The following is a 16,689-nucleotide window of genomic DNA, read 5'->3' as shown; positions in this document are numbered from 1 at the left end:
CCAACGACAGTGCAGACTTCACTGTGCAGACCGATCTGCCTGAAGCCGAGATCACGATTACTGAGCCACTGTTCGGTGATGACAACGTGATCAACAACGCCGAGTCCCAGGAATCGCAAGAGATTCGTGGCACGGTCGGTAAAGATGTGCGTGATGGTGACGTGGTCAAGGTCACTATTGGTGGTGAGACCTACGAGACGAAGGTCGCCAACGGTACATGGTCGATCACGGTTCCTGCTGACAAGGTTGGCGAGCTGGTGGCCGGTCAGGTTCAGGCGAGTGTGTCGGGTCAGGACGAGTTTGGTAACCCATACTCGGCCAACGACAGTGCAGACTTCACTGTGCAGACCGATCTGCCTGAAGCCGAGATCACTCTGGATCCGATCGCCGGTGACGGTGTGCTGGATCACCAAGAAGCTGGCGACGGCAAGGGCACGATTGACGTGACCGGTACGGTTGGCAAGGATGTACAGCCTGGCGATACCGTGACTCTGACGATCGGTGGCAAGGAATACACCGGTACCGTTGGCAATGATCTGACCTTCAAGATCCCAGTACCTGTACAGGATCTGTTGAAGAACGATACGGTTGATGCCAAGGTAACGACGACAGACTCGGCTGGTAACAGCGCTTCTGCCAACGATTCTGGCCCATACACGCTGGATGTAGATCAGTTGATCGTTGATGGTAACGGTGGTGGCAATCCGAGTGGTGGCGTGGGCGACGACGTCATTATTGGTGACCGCGGTGGTGTACAAGAGAACATCGTGCACGGCCAGAGCTACAACATTGCCATCCTGGTTGACCGTTCCAACAGCATGAAAGCAGCTTCTGGTACGGACAATATGAACCGTATGCAGTTGCTGAAGGCCGCGCTGACGACCTTGGCTGAAAGCTTGGCCAACCACGAAGGCGGCACGGTGAACCTGAGCATTATTGGCTTTGGTACCAACGCTGATAAGCCTATGGTCTTCAAAGATTTGACGCATGCTGATTTGGTCAAGTTGCTGAACTCGATCGACACCTTGAATGGCTACAACTCCAACTGGAACTCCAACGTTGGTGGTACCAACTATGAAGCAGCCTTCAAGGCCGCTGAAGCATGGTTCAAGACTGGCGATGCACCTGCAGTCGACAAGAACGGCAACGCTTATGAAAACGTTACGTACTTCCTGACTGACGGTAACCCAACGCAGTACGGTAATGGACAGGGTGCGGGTAGTGGCTATGACGCTACTGCTGACTCGCGTGGTCAGAGTGCTTACAACAGCCTGGTTACTTCTTCGGGTAGCAAGGTGTACGCGGTGGGTATTGGTAACGACGTCAGCGTGGATGTTCTACGCAAGTACGACAACACCGGTACTGAGGTTATTGATGTTGTGCGTGGTACCAAGGACGTTACTGACTTTGAAAACGGTCGTCACGACGGCTGGACGAAGGTCGGTGGGGGCACTATCGGTGTTAACAATGACTGGTGGTACGGATCGCGTCTGGAAATCACGGATACCTATAGCAATAGGAACGATACATCCACGACAGTTCGTGGCCCCGGTATGGCAGTGGCCGCTGGTAGCTATGGCAAGCTTAGCTTTACCTATGCTGAAAGCGGTCGCAATAGCCAGGACGTCTTCAAGTGGCAACTGCAGAAGTACAACGAGAAGACAGGTAACTGGGAAGTTGTGCAGGAAGGTGGTCGTCCAGGTAGCTCCGGCACCATCACGACCAAGCCCGTGGGCGAAGGCCAATACCGCTTCGAGTTCCTGGTGGATGATCGTTCCAGCAAAGGCAACTACAAGGTCTACATCGATGACGTCACGCTGTTGTCCTCTGGTAACCCAAGTGATTGGACAGAGGTTAACAAGGTCGACATCGTCAACACCAAGGAAGACCTGGATGCAGCCTTGAAGGGCGGTTCGATAACGAACGATCCCGCCCCTGTTGGTAATGATCACATCATTGGTGGTGACGGCAACGACATCATCTTTGGTGACACGATCAACACCGACGGTTCGGTCTTGCCATGGCATGAAGTGGGTGGTCGTCCAGACAACCTGCCTGACGGCTCCGGTCTGAAGGCGCTGGAAGTGTTCTTGCAGATGAAGAACGGCGGTACTCCAGCAACAGGTAATGATCTGTACGAGTACATCAAGGAAAACCACGCCGACTTCAATGTTGATGGCGACAAGCGTGGTGGCGATGACACCCTTGATGGTGGCAACGGTAACGACATCCTGTACGGTCAGGGCGGAAACGATACCCTGATCGGTGGTGCCGGCGACGACATCATGTTCGGTGGTGAGGGTGATGACACCTTTGTATGGAACAAGGGTGATGAAGGCACTGCCAGCAAACCGGCTGTGGATAAAGTGATGGACTTTGGTGACGCGGGTACCGACACCTTGGATATTACTGATCTGTTGTCGGGCCATGACCTCAACAACGGTGACCTGAGCCAGTACCTGACAGTAAGCCGTTCGGATAGTGGCAAGATGGAAATCGGTATCAGCTCTCAAGGTAACGGCCAGATCGATCAGAAGATCATTCTGGACAACATCGACTTTGACGCGGAGAAGGCAGCTCAGATCGCCAACTCGCTGAAAGACGGTACTTTGAAGTCTTCTGATTTCTAAGCTGTTCACCGGATAGGCACTATCTGCGGGTAGTGCCCAAACCCCACAAGCCTTTTTGGTTTGTGGGGTTTTTTTTATGTCTGCAGCTTGTCGTCAGCGCCAATAGTGGGCGCTTGGCATTTGTGACTATGATCGTGATGTGTCACAGGAAAGAGGATGCATGTAGCAGGATTGTTGGCTCAGACTGAGTGGTTAAGCGTTGACCCTGCGGTTTTGCAGACCAGTTGTTTCTTTTCGCAGGAGTGGTTCGAGGCCGTTTAACCACCTGCTCTATATAGAGAGGGACTAGGCGCGTTGTCGATTGCCAAGCGTTCACTAAATAGGCAAGCTATAACGCCGTTATAAGGGTTTGCTTATTTGGGATTGACGTGCTCTTGTCTCTTGCCTGGCTACGCCTTTTTCTTCGATCTAGGATTGCGCTGTTTGTGCTGGTCGCACTGCTGGTTGTGGTGTGGCTGCCTTTGTCGGCGCCTGCCTTGCAGTTCGAAGTCAGCAAGATTCGCCAGACCGCCGTCTCTCGCTTTGGCGCCCGTGCCGGGACTGCCGTGGATCGGTGGATGGCCAATCTGGAGTCCGCCCGTGGTTTAAGCGAGCGTCGCCAGCTGGATGCCGTCAATGATTTCTGGAATATGAATGTGATGGCTGGCGAGGACATTCATATTTGGGGCCAGTTGGACTACTGGGCCACGCCCATCGAGACGTTGGGCAAAGCGGCGGGTGACTGTGAGGACTTTGTCATCGGCAAGTATTTTTCCTTGTTGCACTTGGGTGTGCCCAATGAAAAGCTTCGTTTGATTTACGTACGAGCCCAGGTAGGTGGCCAGAGTATTGCGCACATGGTGCTGGGCTACTATCCCACGCCGCAGTCCGAGCCTCTATTGCTGGATAATTTAAGCGGTTCGATTCGCCCCGCCAGCCAGCGCCCTGATTTGACCCCTGTGTTCAGCTTCAACTCCCAAGGGGTGTATGTTGGTAACGCCCAGAAAGGTTCGGTGGACAGTATCAGCCGGTGGCGTGGTTTGCTGGAAAAAATGCGTAAGGAAGGTTTTGTTCCTTGATGATGTGCCGGTCCTTGGGCTGGAGCACCACATGGAAACAGACCTCAGGACACCCTTGTCGGGTGGGCTAGACCAGAATTTATGGAATATACGGAAGCGCTATGTCTTTACTTAAACAGCTCCTGCTAAGTGTCTCGTGCGCGATTCTTGCCATCTTGATTGGCACGCTGTGGTTCAGCGTCGACTCGGCAAGGCAGTATTTGAGCAGTCAGTTGCAGGCTCAGGGTGAGTCGGCCGCGACTTCGCTGGCCTTGACCTTGTCCCAGCCCAGCAACCAGGACCCGGTGACGCAGGAGCTTTTGATTGCCGCCTTGTACGATACCGGGCAGTTTGAGCGTATCCGCTTTATTGACACCGCCGATACGGTCCTGGTGGAGCGTAGTGCTCAGCAAGAAACGCAGATCAGCGGATCTTCGCCGGCGTGGTTCGCCAACTCTTTGCCGATTGATGTACCCGTGGCCTCGGCCCATGTCAGTAATGGCTGGAATCAGATTGGCACGATCGAAGTAAAACCTGCCGACGAGTACGCCCGCGCCAGTTTGTGGAAAAGTTTTGTGCGCGTTACCTTGTTGGTGCTGGGCGCCGGGGTTGCCTGGGGTGTGTTTGTATTGATGGTCATGGCCTGGTTGCGCCGGGCTTTGCGTGAACACGTCCAGTTCGAGCTGCAACGGATGGACCAAAGCGAGTCTGTACCCAGCCGCAAGAAAGTGCGCACGATCCCCGAGCTGGAAGCCGTCACACATACCTTAAGCACGGTGCAAAAACGTATTCGTGTCAGCAGCCAGGAGCAAAATGCCCGAATCGAGCAGTTACAGCTGGAGTTGAACTGCGATCCGGTCACGGGCCTGGCCAATCGCAAGTACTTCGTAAATATGTTCCGTCAGGTGCTGCAACAGGAAGAGGGCGGCCATGTGCTGTTATTCCGTCAGCGGGACTTGTTGCCATTGAATACCTCCCTGTCTCGTGACGCGGTGGATGCCTGGCTGAAGCTGGTGACTCAGCGTTGTACGGAGCTATTGCAGAAAAATGGCATGGACGCGGGCAATCTGGCGCGCTTGAATGGTTCTGATTTTATTGTGCTGCTCAAGGGCCAGACGGGTCCTCAAGTGATGGGCTTTGCCCAGGAACTGCGTACTGCCTTGCAGGAATTGCGCCAGCCTCTACCCGATGGCAGTTTGTGCCGCTGGTCCATGGCGATGACGAACTATGAAGGTCAGGACTCGCTCAGCGCCGTGATGACGCGTTTGGACAATGCCTTGATGCGCGCCGAAGGGGCAGGGCATCAGGAAGTGGAATACCGTCCGTCTGAAGGCGCTCACACCGAGGCGAGCTCTTCCATTGGCGAGCAGGAATGGCATTCACGTATTGAGCGTGGTCTGGAGCAAGGCCGGATTGAATTGAGTGTGAAACCGGGCGTTGAGGTTTGGGGTCAAGCGGGCCAGATTTACGATGCAACCTTGAATTTATTGCCCGAGCAACCGGGGCAGGCCAGTTTGCCTGCCTATTTGTTCATTCCGGTGGCGGTGCGTCTGGGTCTGTCGTGGCAGTGTGACTTGCGTACGATGGAGCTGGCAAGCGATTGGTTAGCCGATAACGAGGGCAGTTTGAGTGTCCGTGTCTCCTGGGCATCGGTGATCAAGCCTGGATTTGCAGATCAGGTGGCTGAGGTTCTGGCCAAGGCCGGTGACAAGGCCCGGCGTCTGATTATCGAACTGGATGCTTATTGCCTGAGTGAGCACGATGTGGAAACGGTCGCTTTCGTGGATAAATTGCGGCCCTTGGGTGTGCAATTCGGTCTGCGTCGTGTTCTGGAGCAGCCCGAATCGATTCTGTGGTTGCACATGATGGCACTCAAATATATTGTCCTGGACGATGAGCGCGCCCAGACGCTGCAGGCCGAGGTGGGTGGCCGACATTTGCTGACAGCGTTCCTGCAGAGCCTGCAGGAATTGGGGATAGGTTTGCGCCGGGTGACCCGAGGCAGCAATAGTGCCCAGCTGGACGAGTTGTTGCGTGAAAACGCCGTCGTGCCAAGGCCTTAGCAAATAAATCCTTGTTTTTCTGGGGCTTATTTGCTAGTATATGTGGCTTACCTCTTTATTTTGACCGGAGAGGCTTAGTCGCCTATCCGGATTGAAGTTGGTAATACAACGTTTTGTCTCTCGCAAGATTTCAACCTAGGGTTCGGCTTGCCGGACCAGATCGAGATCGGGTTTACGGTATCGAACTGGCTGGATCCGAATCTGACGGGACCAAAACTGGTTGTGTGACCCAGTCATTTTGACTGGATCGTTGCAATTAAGTTGGAACAGGAAAAATCATGATTCAAATGCAGACCACGCTGGACGTGGCCGACAACACAGGTGCGCGTTCCGTAATGTGCATCAAGGTGCTGGGCGGCTCGAAGCGCCGTTATGCCGCAATTGGTGACATCATCAAAGTTACCGTTAAAGAAGCGGCCCCGCGCGGACGCGTCAAAAAAGGCGAAATCTACAACGCTGTAGTGGTTCGTACCGCTAAGGGCGTGCGCCGTAAAGACGGTTCGCTGATTCGTTTCGGTGGCAATGCCGCCGTATTGCTCAATGCCAAGCTGGAACCCATCGGCACCCGTATCTTCGGACCCGTTACGCGTGAACTGCGTACCGAGAAGTTCATGAAGATCGTGTCCTTGGCTCCCGAAGTGCTGTAAGGAGCGCGAAAAAATGCAAAAAATTCGTAAAGGCGACGAAGTTATTGTGCTGACCGGCCGTGATAAAAAACGCCGTGGCACAGTACTGCAACGCGTCGATGCAGACCACGTCATCGTGGAAGGCATCAACGTAGTCAAAAAACACGTTAAAGCCAATCCCATGGCTGGCACGCAGGGTGGTATCGTCGACAAGACCATGCCTATCCACATCTCGAACGTTGCACTGTTCAACCCGGAAACCGGCAAGGGCGACCGCGTTGGTATCCAGGTGATCGACGGTCAGAAGACGCGTGTTTATCGTTCCAGCGGCAAAGCCGTTGGCGCCAAGGCTTAAGGGGCGGATAACATGGCACGTTTACAAGAGTTCTACCGCGAAAAAGTGGTTGCCGATCTGCAAAAGCAGTTCGAGTACAAGAGCATTATGGAAGTACCCCGCATCACCAAGATCACCCTGAACATGGGTGTCTCGGAAGCGGTTGCTGACAAGAAGATTATCGAGAACGCGGTATCGGACATGACCAAAATTGCTGGTCAGAAGCCCGTTATCACGAAAACCCGCAAAGCTATTGCCGGTTTCAAGATTCGCGAAGATTACCCGATCGGTTGTATGGTGACCCTGCGCGGTCAACGCATGTACGAATTCCTGGATCGTCTGGTCGCTGTGGCTCTGCCACGCGTTCGTGACTTCCGTGGTGTGTCGGGTCGTGCGTTTGACGGCCGTGGCAACTACAACATGGGGGTTAAAGAGCAAATCATTTTCCCCGAAATCGAGTACGACAAAATCGACGCAGTGCGTGGTCTGAACATCAGCATCACTACTTCTGCCAAGACGGACGAAGAGGCCAAGGCGCTGCTTAGCGCGTTCAGCTTCCCGTTCCGCAACTAAGGGGCGCAACGTGGCTAAACTTTCCCTCATCAATCGCGACATCAAGCGCGCCAAGCTGGCTGAGAAATTCGCCGCCAAGCGTGCAGCACTGAAAGCGATCATTGACGACCAGTCCAAGTCTGACGAAGAGCGCTACGAAGCTCGTTTGCAGTTGCAACAATTGCCACGCAACGCGAACCCGACCCGTCAACGCAACCGCTGCGTTATCACCGGTCGCCCTCGTGGTGTTTTCAAGAAATTCGGTTTGACTCGCCATAAAGTGCGCGAAATGGCAATGCGCGGCGAGATCCCCGGTATGACCAAGGCCAGCTGGTAGGAGAAATACACATGAGCATGAGCGATCCAATCGCCGATATGTTGACCCGCGTGCGTAACGCGCAAATGGTCAACAAGACATCGGTCAGCATGCCCTCCTCGAAGCTGAAAGCAGCTATTGCTGCTGTGCTGAAAGACGAAGGCTACATCGAAGATTTCCGTATCGTTGGCGAAAAAGCCAAGCCAGAACTGGAAGTCACCCTGAAATACTATGCCGGCCAGCCAGTCATCGAGCGCATCGACCGCGTTTCGCGTCCTGGACTGCGCATCTACAAAGGCAGCACAAACATCCCTCAAGTCATGAACGGCTTGGGTGTTGCAATCGTGTCCACGTCTCGCGGCGTGATGACCGATCGCAAAGCACGTGCAGCTGGCGTCGGTGGCGAAGTGCTGTGCTACGTGGCATAAGGAGAACATCATATGTCACGTATCGCTAAGTATCCCGTTTCCCTGCCTAAAGGCGTAGAAACGACCATTGCCGCTGATCAGATCACGGTCAAAGGCCCTCTGGGCACTTTGGTTCAAACTCTGACTGGCGACGTCACTATTGAACTTCAAGACGGTCAGCTGTCTTTTGTGCCTGCGAACGAAACTCGTCACGCAAACGCAATGTCCGGCACCGTGCGCCAACTGGTCAACAACATGGTTGTTGGCGTGAGCGCCGGTTTCGAACGCAAGCTGAGTCTGGTTGGCGTGGGTTTCCGTGCCTCCGTCCAGGGTAATGCCTTGAAGTTGCAACTGGGTTTCTCGCACGACATCGTGCACGACCTGCCTGAAGGCATCAAAGCCGAGTGCCCAACTCCGACGGAAGTCGTGATCAAGGGCTCGAACAAGCAGGTGGTTGGTCAGGTTGCCGCAGAAATTCGTGGCTATCGTCCACCAGAGCCTTACAAAGGCAAAGGTGTACGTTACGTCGGCGAACGCGTCATCCTCAAGGAAACCAAGAAGAAATAAGCCCGCAGGCAAGGACGAATCATGGACAAGAAACAATCCCGTATGCGTCGTGCAGTGGCTACTCGCCGCAAGATCGCCGAGCTGCGCGTACACCGCCTGTCGGTGCATCGCACGAATACGCATATTTACGCGAGCATCATCTCGCCCGAAGGCGACCGCGTTCTGGTCAGTGCTTCCACTGTCGAGACCGAAGTTCGCAAAGAATTGGCCGTTGGCAGCAACGTAGCGGCAGCCAGCCTGGTTGGCAAGCGCGTCGCCGAAAAGGCGAAGGCTGCGGGCATCGAGACGGTTGCTTTTGACCGCTCGGGCTTCCGTTACCATGGCCGCGTGAAAGCGCTGGCCGAGGCCGCGCGTGAAGCCGGCTTGAAATTCTAAAGGAATTATCAAATGGCTAAAGCACAAGGCAGACAGGCTCCAGAGCAAGAGCGCGATGACGGCCTGAAAGAAAAGATGATTGCGGTCAACCGCGTCAGCAAAGTCGTTAAAGGTGGTCGCACCATGAGCTTTGCTTCGCTGGCCGTAGTCGGTGATGGCGATGGTCGCATCGGCATGGGTAAGGGCAAAGCCCGCGAAGTACCCGTTGCTGTTCAGAAGGCAATGGAACAGGCCCGTCGTGGTCTGATCAAAGTGCCTCTGAAGAACGGCACCTTGCATCACACCGTAGTTGGTAAGCACGGTGCAGCTACCGTTCTGATCTCTCCCGCAGCTGAAGGTACTGGCGTTATCGCCGGTGGCCCAATGCGCGCTATCTTCGAAGTGATGGGCGTGCGCAACGTCGTAGCCAAGAGCCTGGGTTCCAGCAACCCATACAACATGGTTCGCGCTACATTGAACGGTTTGCGTGCTTGCTCGACACCTGCTGACATTGCTGCCAAGCGCGGCAAGACAGTTGAAGAAATTCTGGGGTAAGTCATGGCACAGAAACAAATCAAAGTTACGTTGGTGCGTTCGGTCATCGGCACAAAGCAAAGCCATCGCGACACCGTTCGCGGCCTGGGTCTGCGCCGAGTCAACACCAGCCGTGTATTGGTTGATACTCCTGAGGTTCGTGGGATGATCCGCAAGGTGGATTATCTGGTTACGGTCTCGGAAGCCTGAAAGGAATCGGGATGTCTGAATTGCAATTGAACAATCTCAAGCCCGCCGCTGGCGCCAAACACGCAGCACGTCGTGTTGGTCGCGGTGTCGGTTCCGGCTTGGGCAAAACCGGCGGACGTGGTCATAAAGGCCAGAAATCCCGCTCGGGTGGTTTTCATAAAGTCGGTTTCGAAGGCGGTCAAATGCCTTTGCAACGTCGTTTGCCCAAGCGTGGTTTCACCACCCTGGACGACCACCTGTACGCAGAAGTACGTCTGTCCGAACTGCAAAAAATGGATGCCGAAGTTATCGACGTCCAGGCACTGAAGCAGGCTGGCGTGGTTGGCCAAATGGTGCGTTACGCTAAAGTCATCAAGTCCGGTGAACTTTCCCGTAAAGTTGCGCTGAAAGGCATTAATGCAACGGCCGGCGCTCGCGCCGCGATCGAAGCAGCCGGCGGCTCGCTGGAATAAAAAGGGGTCACGGTGGCAAAAGCTCAGGCACAGAGTAAGTCGGGTCCGCGCTACGGCGATTTGAAACGTCGTCTCGTTTTCCTGTTGCTCGCCCTGATTGTCTACCGCTTGGGTACGCACATTCCGGTACCAGGCATCAATCCTGATGCCTTGTCCGAACTGTTTACTCAAAACCAGAGTGGTATTCTGGGTTTGTTTAATATGTTCTCCGGTGGTGCTTTAGAGCGATTCTCAGTGTTCGCACTGGGAATCATGCCCTACATCTCTGCGTCCATCATCATGCAATTGATGACCGCTGTGGTGCCCACGCTGGAAGCAATCAAGAAAGAGGGTGAGTCGGGTCGTCGCAAGATCACGCAATACACCCGTTACGGAACGGTCTTTTTGGCTTTGTTCCAGGGAGTTGGGATTTCCATCGCTCTAGAATCGCAGCCCGGTCTGGTTATCGACCCAGGGATGCTGTTTCGCTTCACGACAGTGGTAACACTGGTCACTGGCACCATGTTCGTCATGTGGCTGGGTGAACAAATCACTGAACGTGGATTGGGTAATGGTATTTCCATCCTGATCTTCGCCGGTATCGTAGCGGGTCTGCCTAATGCTTTGGGCGGTATGCTTGATCTGGTGCGTACGGATTCCATGTCGATTCTATCGGCACTGTTTATCCTCGTTTTAGTAGCCGCCGTCACGTACTTCGTCGTCTTTGTCGAGCGTGGTCAGCGTCGTATCACGGTCAACTACGCCAAACGGCAAGTAGGTAACCGTATCTATGGTGGTCAAAGCTCGCATTTGCCGCTGAAACTGAACATGGCTGGCGTGATCCCTCCGATCTTCGCTTCGTCCATCATTCTGTTGCCAGCGACAATTGCTAATTGGTTCTCCAGCACACCCGGTCTGGGTTGGTTGCGTGAAATCGAGGCTGCTTTGTCGCCGCGTCAGCCGCTTTACATTACTTTGTTCTCCGCGCTGATCATTTTGTTCTGCTTTTTCTACACGGCCCTGGTGTTCAACAGCCGCGAAACTGCAGACAACCTGAAAAAGAGTGGAGCCTTCGTACCAGGTATTCGTCCCGGTGATCAGACAGCGCGTTATATCGACAAGATCTTGATGCGTCTGACTTTGGCCGGTGCGATCTACATTACCTTGGTGTGTCTGGTACCAGAGTTCTTGCAAATGCGCTGGAATGTACCGTTCTATTTTGGCGGCACATCCTTGCTGATTATTGTTGTAGTAACCATGGACTTCATGGCGCAGGCCCAGGCCTATGTCATGTCACAACAATACGACTCGCTGCTCAAGAAGGCTAACTTCAAAGGCTCGAGCTTGCCGATGCGGTAATTCACGAAAATGGCAAAGGACGACGTCATTCAAATGCAGGGACAGGTTCTTGAGAACCTTCCCAACGCAACTTTTCGCGTCAAGCTGGAAAATGGTCACGTAGTGCTCGGATACATTTCAGGCAAAATGCGTATGCACTATATCCGGATTCTGCCGGGCGATAAGGTCACTGTGGAGCTCACGCCCTATGATCTATCCCGAGCACGAATTGTGTTCCGCTCCAAATAAGCGGCCGGTTACAGGAAACTAGGAGTCAAACCATGAAGGTAATGGCATCAGTAAAGCGGATCTGCCGCAACTGCAAAATCATTAAACGTCATGGCGTGGTGCGTGTCATCTGCACCGATCCACGTCATAAGCAGCGTCAAGGCTAAGTTGCCGAAACGCAACCGATTTAACAAGGAATAACCATGGCCCGTATTGCCGGCATTAACATCCCGCCGCATCAACACGCCGAAATCGGTCTTACCGCGATTTTCGGCATCGGTCGCACCCGCGCTCGCAAGATTTGCGAAGCATCGGGTATTGAATACTCCAAGAAGGTCAAAGATCTGACCGACGCGGAACTCGAGCGCATTCGCGAACAGATCGGCCTGTTCACCGTAGAAGGTGACCTGCGTCGTGAAGTTCAGCTCTCGATCAAGCGTTTGGCTGACTTGGGAACTTACCGTGGCATGCGTCATCGTCGCGGTCTGCCAGTGCGCGGCCAACGTACACGCACTAACGCTCGCACCCGTAAAGGTCCGCGTCGCGCCGCCGCGTCCCTGAAGAAATAATCGAGGAATAGAAGATGGCCAAAGCTTCTAGCAGCGCTTCACGCGCACGCAAGAAAGTCAAAAAAAGCGTGTCGGACGGGATTGCTCACGTCCACGCTTCTTTTAACAACACGATCATCACCATTACTGACCGTCAGGGCAACGCATTGTCCTGGGCTACGTCGGGTGGCGCGGGCTTTAAAGGCTCTCGTAAATCCACGCCGTTTGCCGCGCAGGTTGCCGCTGAAACAGCCGGCCGTACTGCCATGGAATACGGTATTAAAAATCTTGAAGTTCGCATCAAGGGCCCCGGTCCAGGCCGTGAATCGTCTGTGCGTGCTCTGAATGCTCTGGGTATCAAGATCACCAGCATTGCAGACATCACACCGGTTCCGCATAACGGCTGCCGTCCGCCCAAGCGTCGTCGCATCTAAGGGGAAGCGAAGTGGCTCGTTATATTGGACCAAAATGCAAACTCTCGCGTCGCGAGGGTACCGATCTGTTTTTGAAGAGCGCCCGTCGCTCGCTGGATTCCAAGTGCAAACTGGAATCGCGTCCTGGTCAGCACGGCCGCACCTCCGGTGCTCGTACGTCTGACTTCGGTCTGCAGCTGCGCGAAAAGCAAAAGCTCAAGCGTATGTACGGCGTGCTGGAAAAGCAGTTCCGCAAATACTATGTTGAAGCTGACCGCCGCCGTGGCAACACCGGTGAAACGCTGATTCAATTGCTGGAATCGCGTCTGGACAACGTGGTTTACCGCATGGGTTTCGGCTCTACACGTGCTGAAGCTCGCCAGCTGGTGAACCACCGCGCTATCGAAGTCAACGGTCACACCGCTGACATCGCTTCCATGCTGATCAAGGCCGGTGACGTTGTTTCCGTCCGCGAAAAAGCTAAATCCCAAGGCCGTATCAAGGAATCCCTGGATCTGGCTACGGGCATTGGCTTGCCTCAGTGGGTAGAAGTTGACGCTGCCAAGCTGTCCGGCGTGTTCAAGCAAGCTCCTGATCGCGCTGATGTCGCTCAAGACATCAACGAATCGCTGGTTGTTGAGTTGTACTCGCGTTAATTTTGTACGCGAAGACCTCTTACGCAATGCAGTAATCGCAGGCCCACTTCCCGATTTTCGGCAAGTGGGCTTTGCGATACTATCCCGCTGGCTTTGCCAGTTTCCGTCAGCCTTATCGGTGTAACGAGCCGAGGGTATTGAAAAGGAAATCGAATGTCTCAAGGTTTTTTGAAACCCCGTTCCATCGAAGTTGAACCGATCAGCAAAAATCACGCCAAGGTGATCATGGAGCCTTTCGAGCGCGGCTACGGCCACACTCTGGGCAACGCACTGCGTCGTATCTTGCTGTCCTCCATGACCGGCTATGCACCCACTGAAGTGCAGATTACCGGTGTGGTGCACGAGTACTCCACACTGCCAGGCGTGGGCGAGGACGTGGTTGATATCTTGATGAACCTGAAGGGCGTGGTCTTCAAGCTGCACAGCCGTGAAGAAGTTACCCTGATCCTGCGCAAGGAAGGCGCCGGCCAAGTTCTGGCCAGCGACATCGAATTGCCGCACGATGTTGAAATCATCAACCCCAACCATGTCATTGCCACCTTGACCGACGACGGCAAGCTGGAAATGCAAATCAAGGTTGAGCAAGGCCGTGGCTACGTTCCTGGTAACGTGCGCGCCCTGGCAGATGATCGCACCCACACGATCGGTCGTATCGTGCTGGACGCCTCCTACAGCCCAGTGCGTCGTGTTAGCTACGCGGTCGAAAACGCCCGTGTGGAACAGCGTACTGACCTGGACAAGCTGGTTCTGGACATTGAAACCAACGGCGTGATCTCGCCCGAGGAAGCGGTGCGCCAGTCCGCTCGCATCCTGATGGATCAGATCTCTGTGTTTGCTGCTCTGGAAGGTGTGGGCGATGCCTACGAAGCTCCAGTGCGTGGCGCTCCACAGATCGATCCTGTGTTGCTGCGTCCTGTCGACGATCTGGAACTGACTGTTCGTTCCGCAAACTGCCTGAAAGCCGAAAATATCTACTACATCGGCGATCTGATCCAGCGTACCGAAAACGAACTGTTGAAGACTCCAAACCTGGGCCGCAAGTCCTTGAACGAAATCAAGGAAGTGTTGGCTGCACGTGGTCTGACTTTGGGCATGAAGCTCGAGAACTGGCCACCACTGGGTCTTGAGCGTCCATAAGTAGTAAGCAAGACAGACGTTTCTTGGACGCCGCTTACACTTTTTCTGGTGTTGTACACCTGCAAAAAGTGTAGGTGGCGGCTGAAAATGTGCTATTGTTTTGCGCTGTCCATCTGGTCCGCAGCTTAGCTGATAGAAGAACCGGATTTACGCATGTCGCATAAGCGGCGTGCCAATTAGATTCATTATTTAGGAAAATCATCATGCGTCACCGTCACGGTCTACGTAAACTGAATCGTACCAGCAGCCACCGTTTGGCCATGTTCCGCAACATGTCCGTGTCCCTGCTGACTCACGAAGCCATCAAAACCACCCTGCCTAAAGCTAAAGAGCTGCGCCGCGTGGTTGAGCCTCTGATCACTTTGGCTAAAAACCCAACCTTGGCAAACCGTCGTCTGGCTTTCGCCCGTCTGCGCGACCGCGATGCAGTGACCAAGCTGTTTGAAGTTTTCGGCCCACGTTACCAAGAGCGTAACGGCGGCTACACCCGCATCCTGAAAATGGGTTTCCGTCAGGGTGACAACGCTCCTATGGCATTCATGGAGCTGGTGGATCGTCCAGAAGTTCAGGAAGAAGCCGCTGCTGAATAAGCGCCGCTTGTTTCTACAGTAGTATTGAAAACGGACTCTCAGGAGTCCGTTTTTTTATGTCTGGGGTATTTGCAGTAGCAGGCAGTAGGCTCTTTGCGGGAATGGCTCCAGGCTGGGCTAGTGCCTCTACCTCAGCGTCCGCCTTTGTTATTGAACGTGGTTGAGCCGCTGACTTTATTTCTTTCAGCCGCGCCGTTGCTGCCTCGTATTCTGTCTTGTCAATAGCCACGGTTCTCGAGTTAGTACTTGATCCTGAAGTCTAAAGGCCTGAGCCAATGCAAAGTTTAGTTGCCCGTCACCCCACTGGGTCAGGCGACAAGCCTAAGGCCCGGTGTGAGTCCTTAGCTTGGGCTGAGAGATGGAGATAGAGCCTTTTCTTTGCCAAAATCCATTTTAAATAAGCTGATAAGACGCTGTTGTATAAGGGTTTTCGCCAAGTTTTATAGGGCGCATCATTTTACGGTTCAAATAATTGCAGGCAATTGATAAAACCGGCAGTGATCCGATAGTGGGCCGTAAAGCCAATCTCTAAAATCTGCGCTATGTCAGCTTCGCCATGGTGGTGAGCTGTAAAGAACAACGATTTTCAGGAGACTGGCGATGGCACAGAATACATTGCTCACACACGATAAGTTTCTGCTGGGAACCTTTGCTACCAACTGCGGTGGTGGCATGACGGTGTCGACCTTGCCCGATCGCTGGCAGGCTACGTGGGAAAACAATCTGGAGCTGGGCAAGCTGCTGGACGATGCCGGTATCGACTTCATGCTGCCTATAGCCCGTTGGATTGGTTATGGTGGCGAAACCGATTTCCACGGCTATGTCCTGGAAACTGTCACCTGGGCGACTGCCTTGCTGGCGAATACTCGCAATATCAGCGTGTTTGCCACTGTGCACACCGTTGCGAACCATCCCGTTGTGATCGCCAAGCAAATCGCCACGATGGCCCAGATGAGCGGCAACCGTGTCGGTCTGAATATTGTGGCTGGCTGGAACAAGCCCGAGTACGACGCTTTGGGCGTGAAGTTGCCTGATGATCACGAAACCCGCTATGGCTATGCGCAAGAATGGTTCGACCTGATCAAGAAGATCTGGCACCACGATGGCCGTTTCGATTGGGATGGCAAATACTTTCAGGCCAAGGGTGTATACGGCAATCCCCGTCCTGAATTTGATCCGCCTATCTTTAATGCTGCCGGTTCTGGTCAAGGCCGTGAGTTTGCCAGCCGCAATGCCAACTTCCTGTTCACGCCCGCCATGGAGCTGGAGCGCTCCAGGAAAGAAGTGGCCGAGCTCAAGGCGCAGGGCCAAGCACAAGGTCGCAAGGTCGATGTGATGACGTTCTCGCACGTGGTTTGCCGTCCTACGGAAGCCGAGGCCAAGGCCGAGTGGGAACGCATCATGGGCAATATTGATAATGGTGCCGTGGATAATCTGATGAATTTGCAGTTTGCCCACGCTCATTCTTTCCCGCACGAGCTGCTGGAGCAGATTCGCGAGCGTATGGCCGCGGGCCATGGAGGCTTCCCGCTGGTGGGTACGCCCGAGCAAGTGGCTGACGGTTTGTGCGCGTTGCACGAAGCCGGTTTCCGGGGAACAACCTTGTCCTTTGTGGACTATGTAAAGGAATTCCCTTATTTCCGTGATACTGTGCTGCCTTTGTTGCAGCAGCGTGGCATTCGCTAAGAGCGATCTGCTGGCTATCGGGCAGGCTTGGG

Annotated in this window: 22 protein-coding genes; all 22 read left to right on the top strand. The window is 54.1% G+C overall.

Annotation, left to right across the window (positions count from 1 at the left end; translation table 11 throughout):
• Positions 1 to 2,630 (top strand): Ig-like domain-containing protein (locus tag U2949_RS09230; protein WP_321287286.1); only part of this gene is annotated, 2,630 nt, incomplete at its 5' end.
• Positions 2,631 to 3,055: 425 nt separating this feature from the next.
• On the top strand, positions 3,056 to 3,688 hold the full coding sequence (locus U2949_RS09225; RefSeq protein ID WP_026484825.1) for a transglutaminase-like cysteine peptidase: 633 nt from the start codon (positions 3,056 to 3,058) through the stop codon (positions 3,686 to 3,688).
• Between the two features lie 101 nt (positions 3,689 to 3,789).
• Complete coding sequence (locus U2949_RS09220) at positions 3,790 to 5,730, top strand: bifunctional diguanylate cyclase/phosphodiesterase (protein ID WP_321287283.1); 1,941 nt, start codon at positions 3,790 to 3,792, stop codon at positions 5,728 to 5,730.
• Between the two features lie 278 nt (positions 5,731 to 6,008).
• Positions 6,009 to 6,377, top strand: coding sequence for a 50S ribosomal protein L14 (rplN, locus tag U2949_RS09215; RefSeq protein WP_003805375.1), 369 nt, complete (start codon positions 6,009 to 6,011; stop codon positions 6,375 to 6,377).
• A 13-nt stretch (positions 6,378 to 6,390) separates the two neighbouring features.
• On the top strand, positions 6,391 to 6,711 hold the full coding sequence (gene rplX / locus U2949_RS09210; protein ID WP_003805373.1) for a 50S ribosomal protein L24: 321 nt from the start codon (positions 6,391 to 6,393) through the stop codon (positions 6,709 to 6,711).
• Positions 6,712 to 6,723: 12 nt separating this feature from the next.
• Positions 6,724 to 7,263, top strand: coding sequence for a 50S ribosomal protein L5 (gene rplE / locus U2949_RS09205; RefSeq protein ID WP_009459981.1), 540 nt, complete (start codon positions 6,724 to 6,726; stop codon positions 7,261 to 7,263).
• Positions 7,264 to 7,273: 10 nt separating this feature from the next.
• Positions 7,274 to 7,579: a 30S ribosomal protein S14 gene (rpsN, locus tag U2949_RS09200; RefSeq protein ID WP_003805371.1), complete on the top strand. Its 306-nt coding sequence runs from the start codon at positions 7,274 to 7,276 to the stop codon at positions 7,577 to 7,579.
• Between the two features lie 11 nt (positions 7,580 to 7,590).
• On the top strand, positions 7,591 to 7,986 hold the full coding sequence (rpsH, locus tag U2949_RS09195; RefSeq protein ID WP_026484822.1) for a 30S ribosomal protein S8: 396 nt from the start codon (positions 7,591 to 7,593) through the stop codon (positions 7,984 to 7,986).
• Positions 7,987 to 7,998: 12 nt separating this feature from the next.
• Positions 7,999 to 8,532 carry a 50S ribosomal protein L6 gene (gene rplF, locus U2949_RS09190; protein WP_009459978.1) on the top strand — a complete coding sequence of 178 codons (534 nt, stop codon included), beginning with the start codon at positions 7,999 to 8,001 and terminating at the stop codon, positions 8,530 to 8,532.
• A 21-nt stretch (positions 8,533 to 8,553) separates the two neighbouring features.
• The gene (gene rplR, locus U2949_RS09185; RefSeq protein ID WP_009459977.1) at positions 8,554 to 8,907 is read left to right on the top strand and encodes a 50S ribosomal protein L18; all 354 of its coding nucleotides are present in this window, start codon (positions 8,554 to 8,556) and stop codon (positions 8,905 to 8,907) included.
• A 12-nt stretch (positions 8,908 to 8,919) separates the two neighbouring features.
• Positions 8,920 to 9,441, top strand: coding sequence for a 30S ribosomal protein S5 (rpsE, locus tag U2949_RS09180; RefSeq protein ID WP_003805367.1), 522 nt, complete (start codon positions 8,920 to 8,922; stop codon positions 9,439 to 9,441).
• A gap of 3 nt (positions 9,442 to 9,444) precedes the next feature.
• The gene (rpmD, locus tag U2949_RS09175; protein WP_003805366.1) at positions 9,445 to 9,630 is read left to right on the top strand and encodes a 50S ribosomal protein L30; all 186 of its coding nucleotides are present in this window, start codon (positions 9,445 to 9,447) and stop codon (positions 9,628 to 9,630) included.
• 11 nt (positions 9,631 to 9,641) lie between these two features.
• Complete coding sequence (rplO, locus tag U2949_RS09170) at positions 9,642 to 10,082, top strand: 50S ribosomal protein L15 (protein ID WP_022983333.1); 441 nt, start codon at positions 9,642 to 9,644, stop codon at positions 10,080 to 10,082.
• Between the two features lie 12 nt (positions 10,083 to 10,094).
• Entirely contained in the window at positions 10,095 to 11,420 is a 1,326-nt protein-coding gene (gene secY, locus U2949_RS09165; RefSeq protein ID WP_003805363.1) for a preprotein translocase subunit SecY, read from the top strand.
• 9 nt (positions 11,421 to 11,429) lie between these two features.
• Positions 11,430 to 11,648, top strand: coding sequence for a translation initiation factor IF-1 (infA, locus tag U2949_RS09160; protein ID WP_003805361.1), 219 nt, complete (start codon positions 11,430 to 11,432; stop codon positions 11,646 to 11,648).
• 32 nt (positions 11,649 to 11,680) lie between these two features.
• A complete protein-coding gene (gene rpmJ, locus U2949_RS09155) occupies positions 11,681 to 11,794 on the top strand; it encodes a 50S ribosomal protein L36 (RefSeq protein ID WP_003805360.1) in 114 nt (37 codons plus the stop codon).
• 36 nt (positions 11,795 to 11,830) lie between these two features.
• Positions 11,831 to 12,196 (top strand): 30S ribosomal protein S13, encoded by a 366-nt coding sequence (gene rpsM, locus U2949_RS09150; protein WP_003805346.1) that lies wholly within the window; start codon positions 11,831 to 11,833, stop codon positions 12,194 to 12,196.
• 14 nt (positions 12,197 to 12,210) lie between these two features.
• Positions 12,211 to 12,609: a 30S ribosomal protein S11 gene (gene rpsK, locus U2949_RS09145; protein ID WP_003805343.1), complete on the top strand. Its 399-nt coding sequence runs from the start codon at positions 12,211 to 12,213 to the stop codon at positions 12,607 to 12,609.
• An 11-nt stretch (positions 12,610 to 12,620) separates the two neighbouring features.
• On the top strand, positions 12,621 to 13,244 hold the full coding sequence (gene rpsD / locus U2949_RS09140; RefSeq protein ID WP_026484821.1) for a 30S ribosomal protein S4: 624 nt from the start codon (positions 12,621 to 12,623) through the stop codon (positions 13,242 to 13,244).
• Positions 13,245 to 13,397: 153 nt separating this feature from the next.
• Positions 13,398 to 14,381, top strand: coding sequence for a DNA-directed RNA polymerase subunit alpha (locus U2949_RS09135; RefSeq protein WP_003805337.1), 984 nt, complete (start codon positions 13,398 to 13,400; stop codon positions 14,379 to 14,381).
• A gap of 203 nt (positions 14,382 to 14,584) precedes the next feature.
• On the top strand, positions 14,585 to 14,971 hold the full coding sequence (rplQ, locus tag U2949_RS09130; protein WP_003805334.1) for a 50S ribosomal protein L17: 387 nt from the start codon (positions 14,585 to 14,587) through the stop codon (positions 14,969 to 14,971).
• Positions 14,972 to 15,571: 600 nt separating this feature from the next.
• On the top strand, positions 15,572 to 16,657 hold the full coding sequence (locus tag U2949_RS09125; RefSeq protein WP_026484820.1) for an LLM class flavin-dependent oxidoreductase: 1,086 nt from the start codon (positions 15,572 to 15,574) through the stop codon (positions 16,655 to 16,657).
• The last annotated feature ends 32 nt before the right edge of the window (positions 16,658 to 16,689 follow it).

It is taken from the genome of Alcaligenes phenolicus (assembly GCF_032063905.1).
Classification (GTDB): Bacteria; Pseudomonadota; Gammaproteobacteria; order Burkholderiales; family Burkholderiaceae_B; genus Alcaligenes; species Alcaligenes phenolicus.
This window is presented reverse-complemented; position numbering and strand designations above follow the sequence as displayed.

Coding starts and splice junctions, on each gene's coding strand:
- U2949_RS09220 (WP_321287283.1), top strand. CDS start 3,790: ATGTCTTTACTTAAACAGCTCCTGCTAAGTGTCTCGTGCGCGATTCTT.
- rplR (WP_009459977.1), top strand. CDS start 8,554: ATGGACAAGAAACAATCCCGTATGCGTCGTGCAGTGGCTACTCGCCGC.
- rplX (WP_003805373.1), top strand. CDS start 6,391: ATGCAAAAAATTCGTAAAGGCGACGAAGTTATTGTGCTGACCGGCCGT.
- rpsK (WP_003805343.1), top strand. CDS start 12,211: ATGGCCAAAGCTTCTAGCAGCGCTTCACGCGCACGCAAGAAAGTCAAA.
- rplF (WP_009459978.1), top strand. CDS start 7,999: ATGTCACGTATCGCTAAGTATCCCGTTTCCCTGCCTAAAGGCGTAGAA.
- rplN (WP_003805375.1), top strand. CDS start 6,009: ATGATTCAAATGCAGACCACGCTGGACGTGGCCGACAACACAGGTGCG.
- rplE (WP_009459981.1), top strand. CDS start 6,724: ATGGCACGTTTACAAGAGTTCTACCGCGAAAAAGTGGTTGCCGATCTG.
- rpsE (WP_003805367.1), top strand. CDS start 8,920: ATGGCTAAAGCACAAGGCAGACAGGCTCCAGAGCAAGAGCGCGATGAC.
- rplO (WP_022983333.1), top strand. CDS start 9,642: ATGTCTGAATTGCAATTGAACAATCTCAAGCCCGCCGCTGGCGCCAAA.
- rpmD (WP_003805366.1), top strand. CDS start 9,445: ATGGCACAGAAACAAATCAAAGTTACGTTGGTGCGTTCGGTCATCGGC.
- rpmJ (WP_003805360.1), top strand. CDS start 11,681: ATGAAGGTAATGGCATCAGTAAAGCGGATCTGCCGCAACTGCAAAATC.
- rpsH (WP_026484822.1), top strand. CDS start 7,591: ATGAGCATGAGCGATCCAATCGCCGATATGTTGACCCGCGTGCGTAAC.
- infA (WP_003805361.1), top strand. CDS start 11,430: ATGGCAAAGGACGACGTCATTCAAATGCAGGGACAGGTTCTTGAGAAC.
- rpsM (WP_003805346.1), top strand. CDS start 11,831: ATGGCCCGTATTGCCGGCATTAACATCCCGCCGCATCAACACGCCGAA.
- U2949_RS09135 (WP_003805337.1), top strand. CDS start 13,398: ATGTCTCAAGGTTTTTTGAAACCCCGTTCCATCGAAGTTGAACCGATC.
- U2949_RS09125 (WP_026484820.1), top strand. CDS start 15,572: ATGGCACAGAATACATTGCTCACACACGATAAGTTTCTGCTGGGAACC.
- rplQ (WP_003805334.1), top strand. CDS start 14,585: ATGCGTCACCGTCACGGTCTACGTAAACTGAATCGTACCAGCAGCCAC.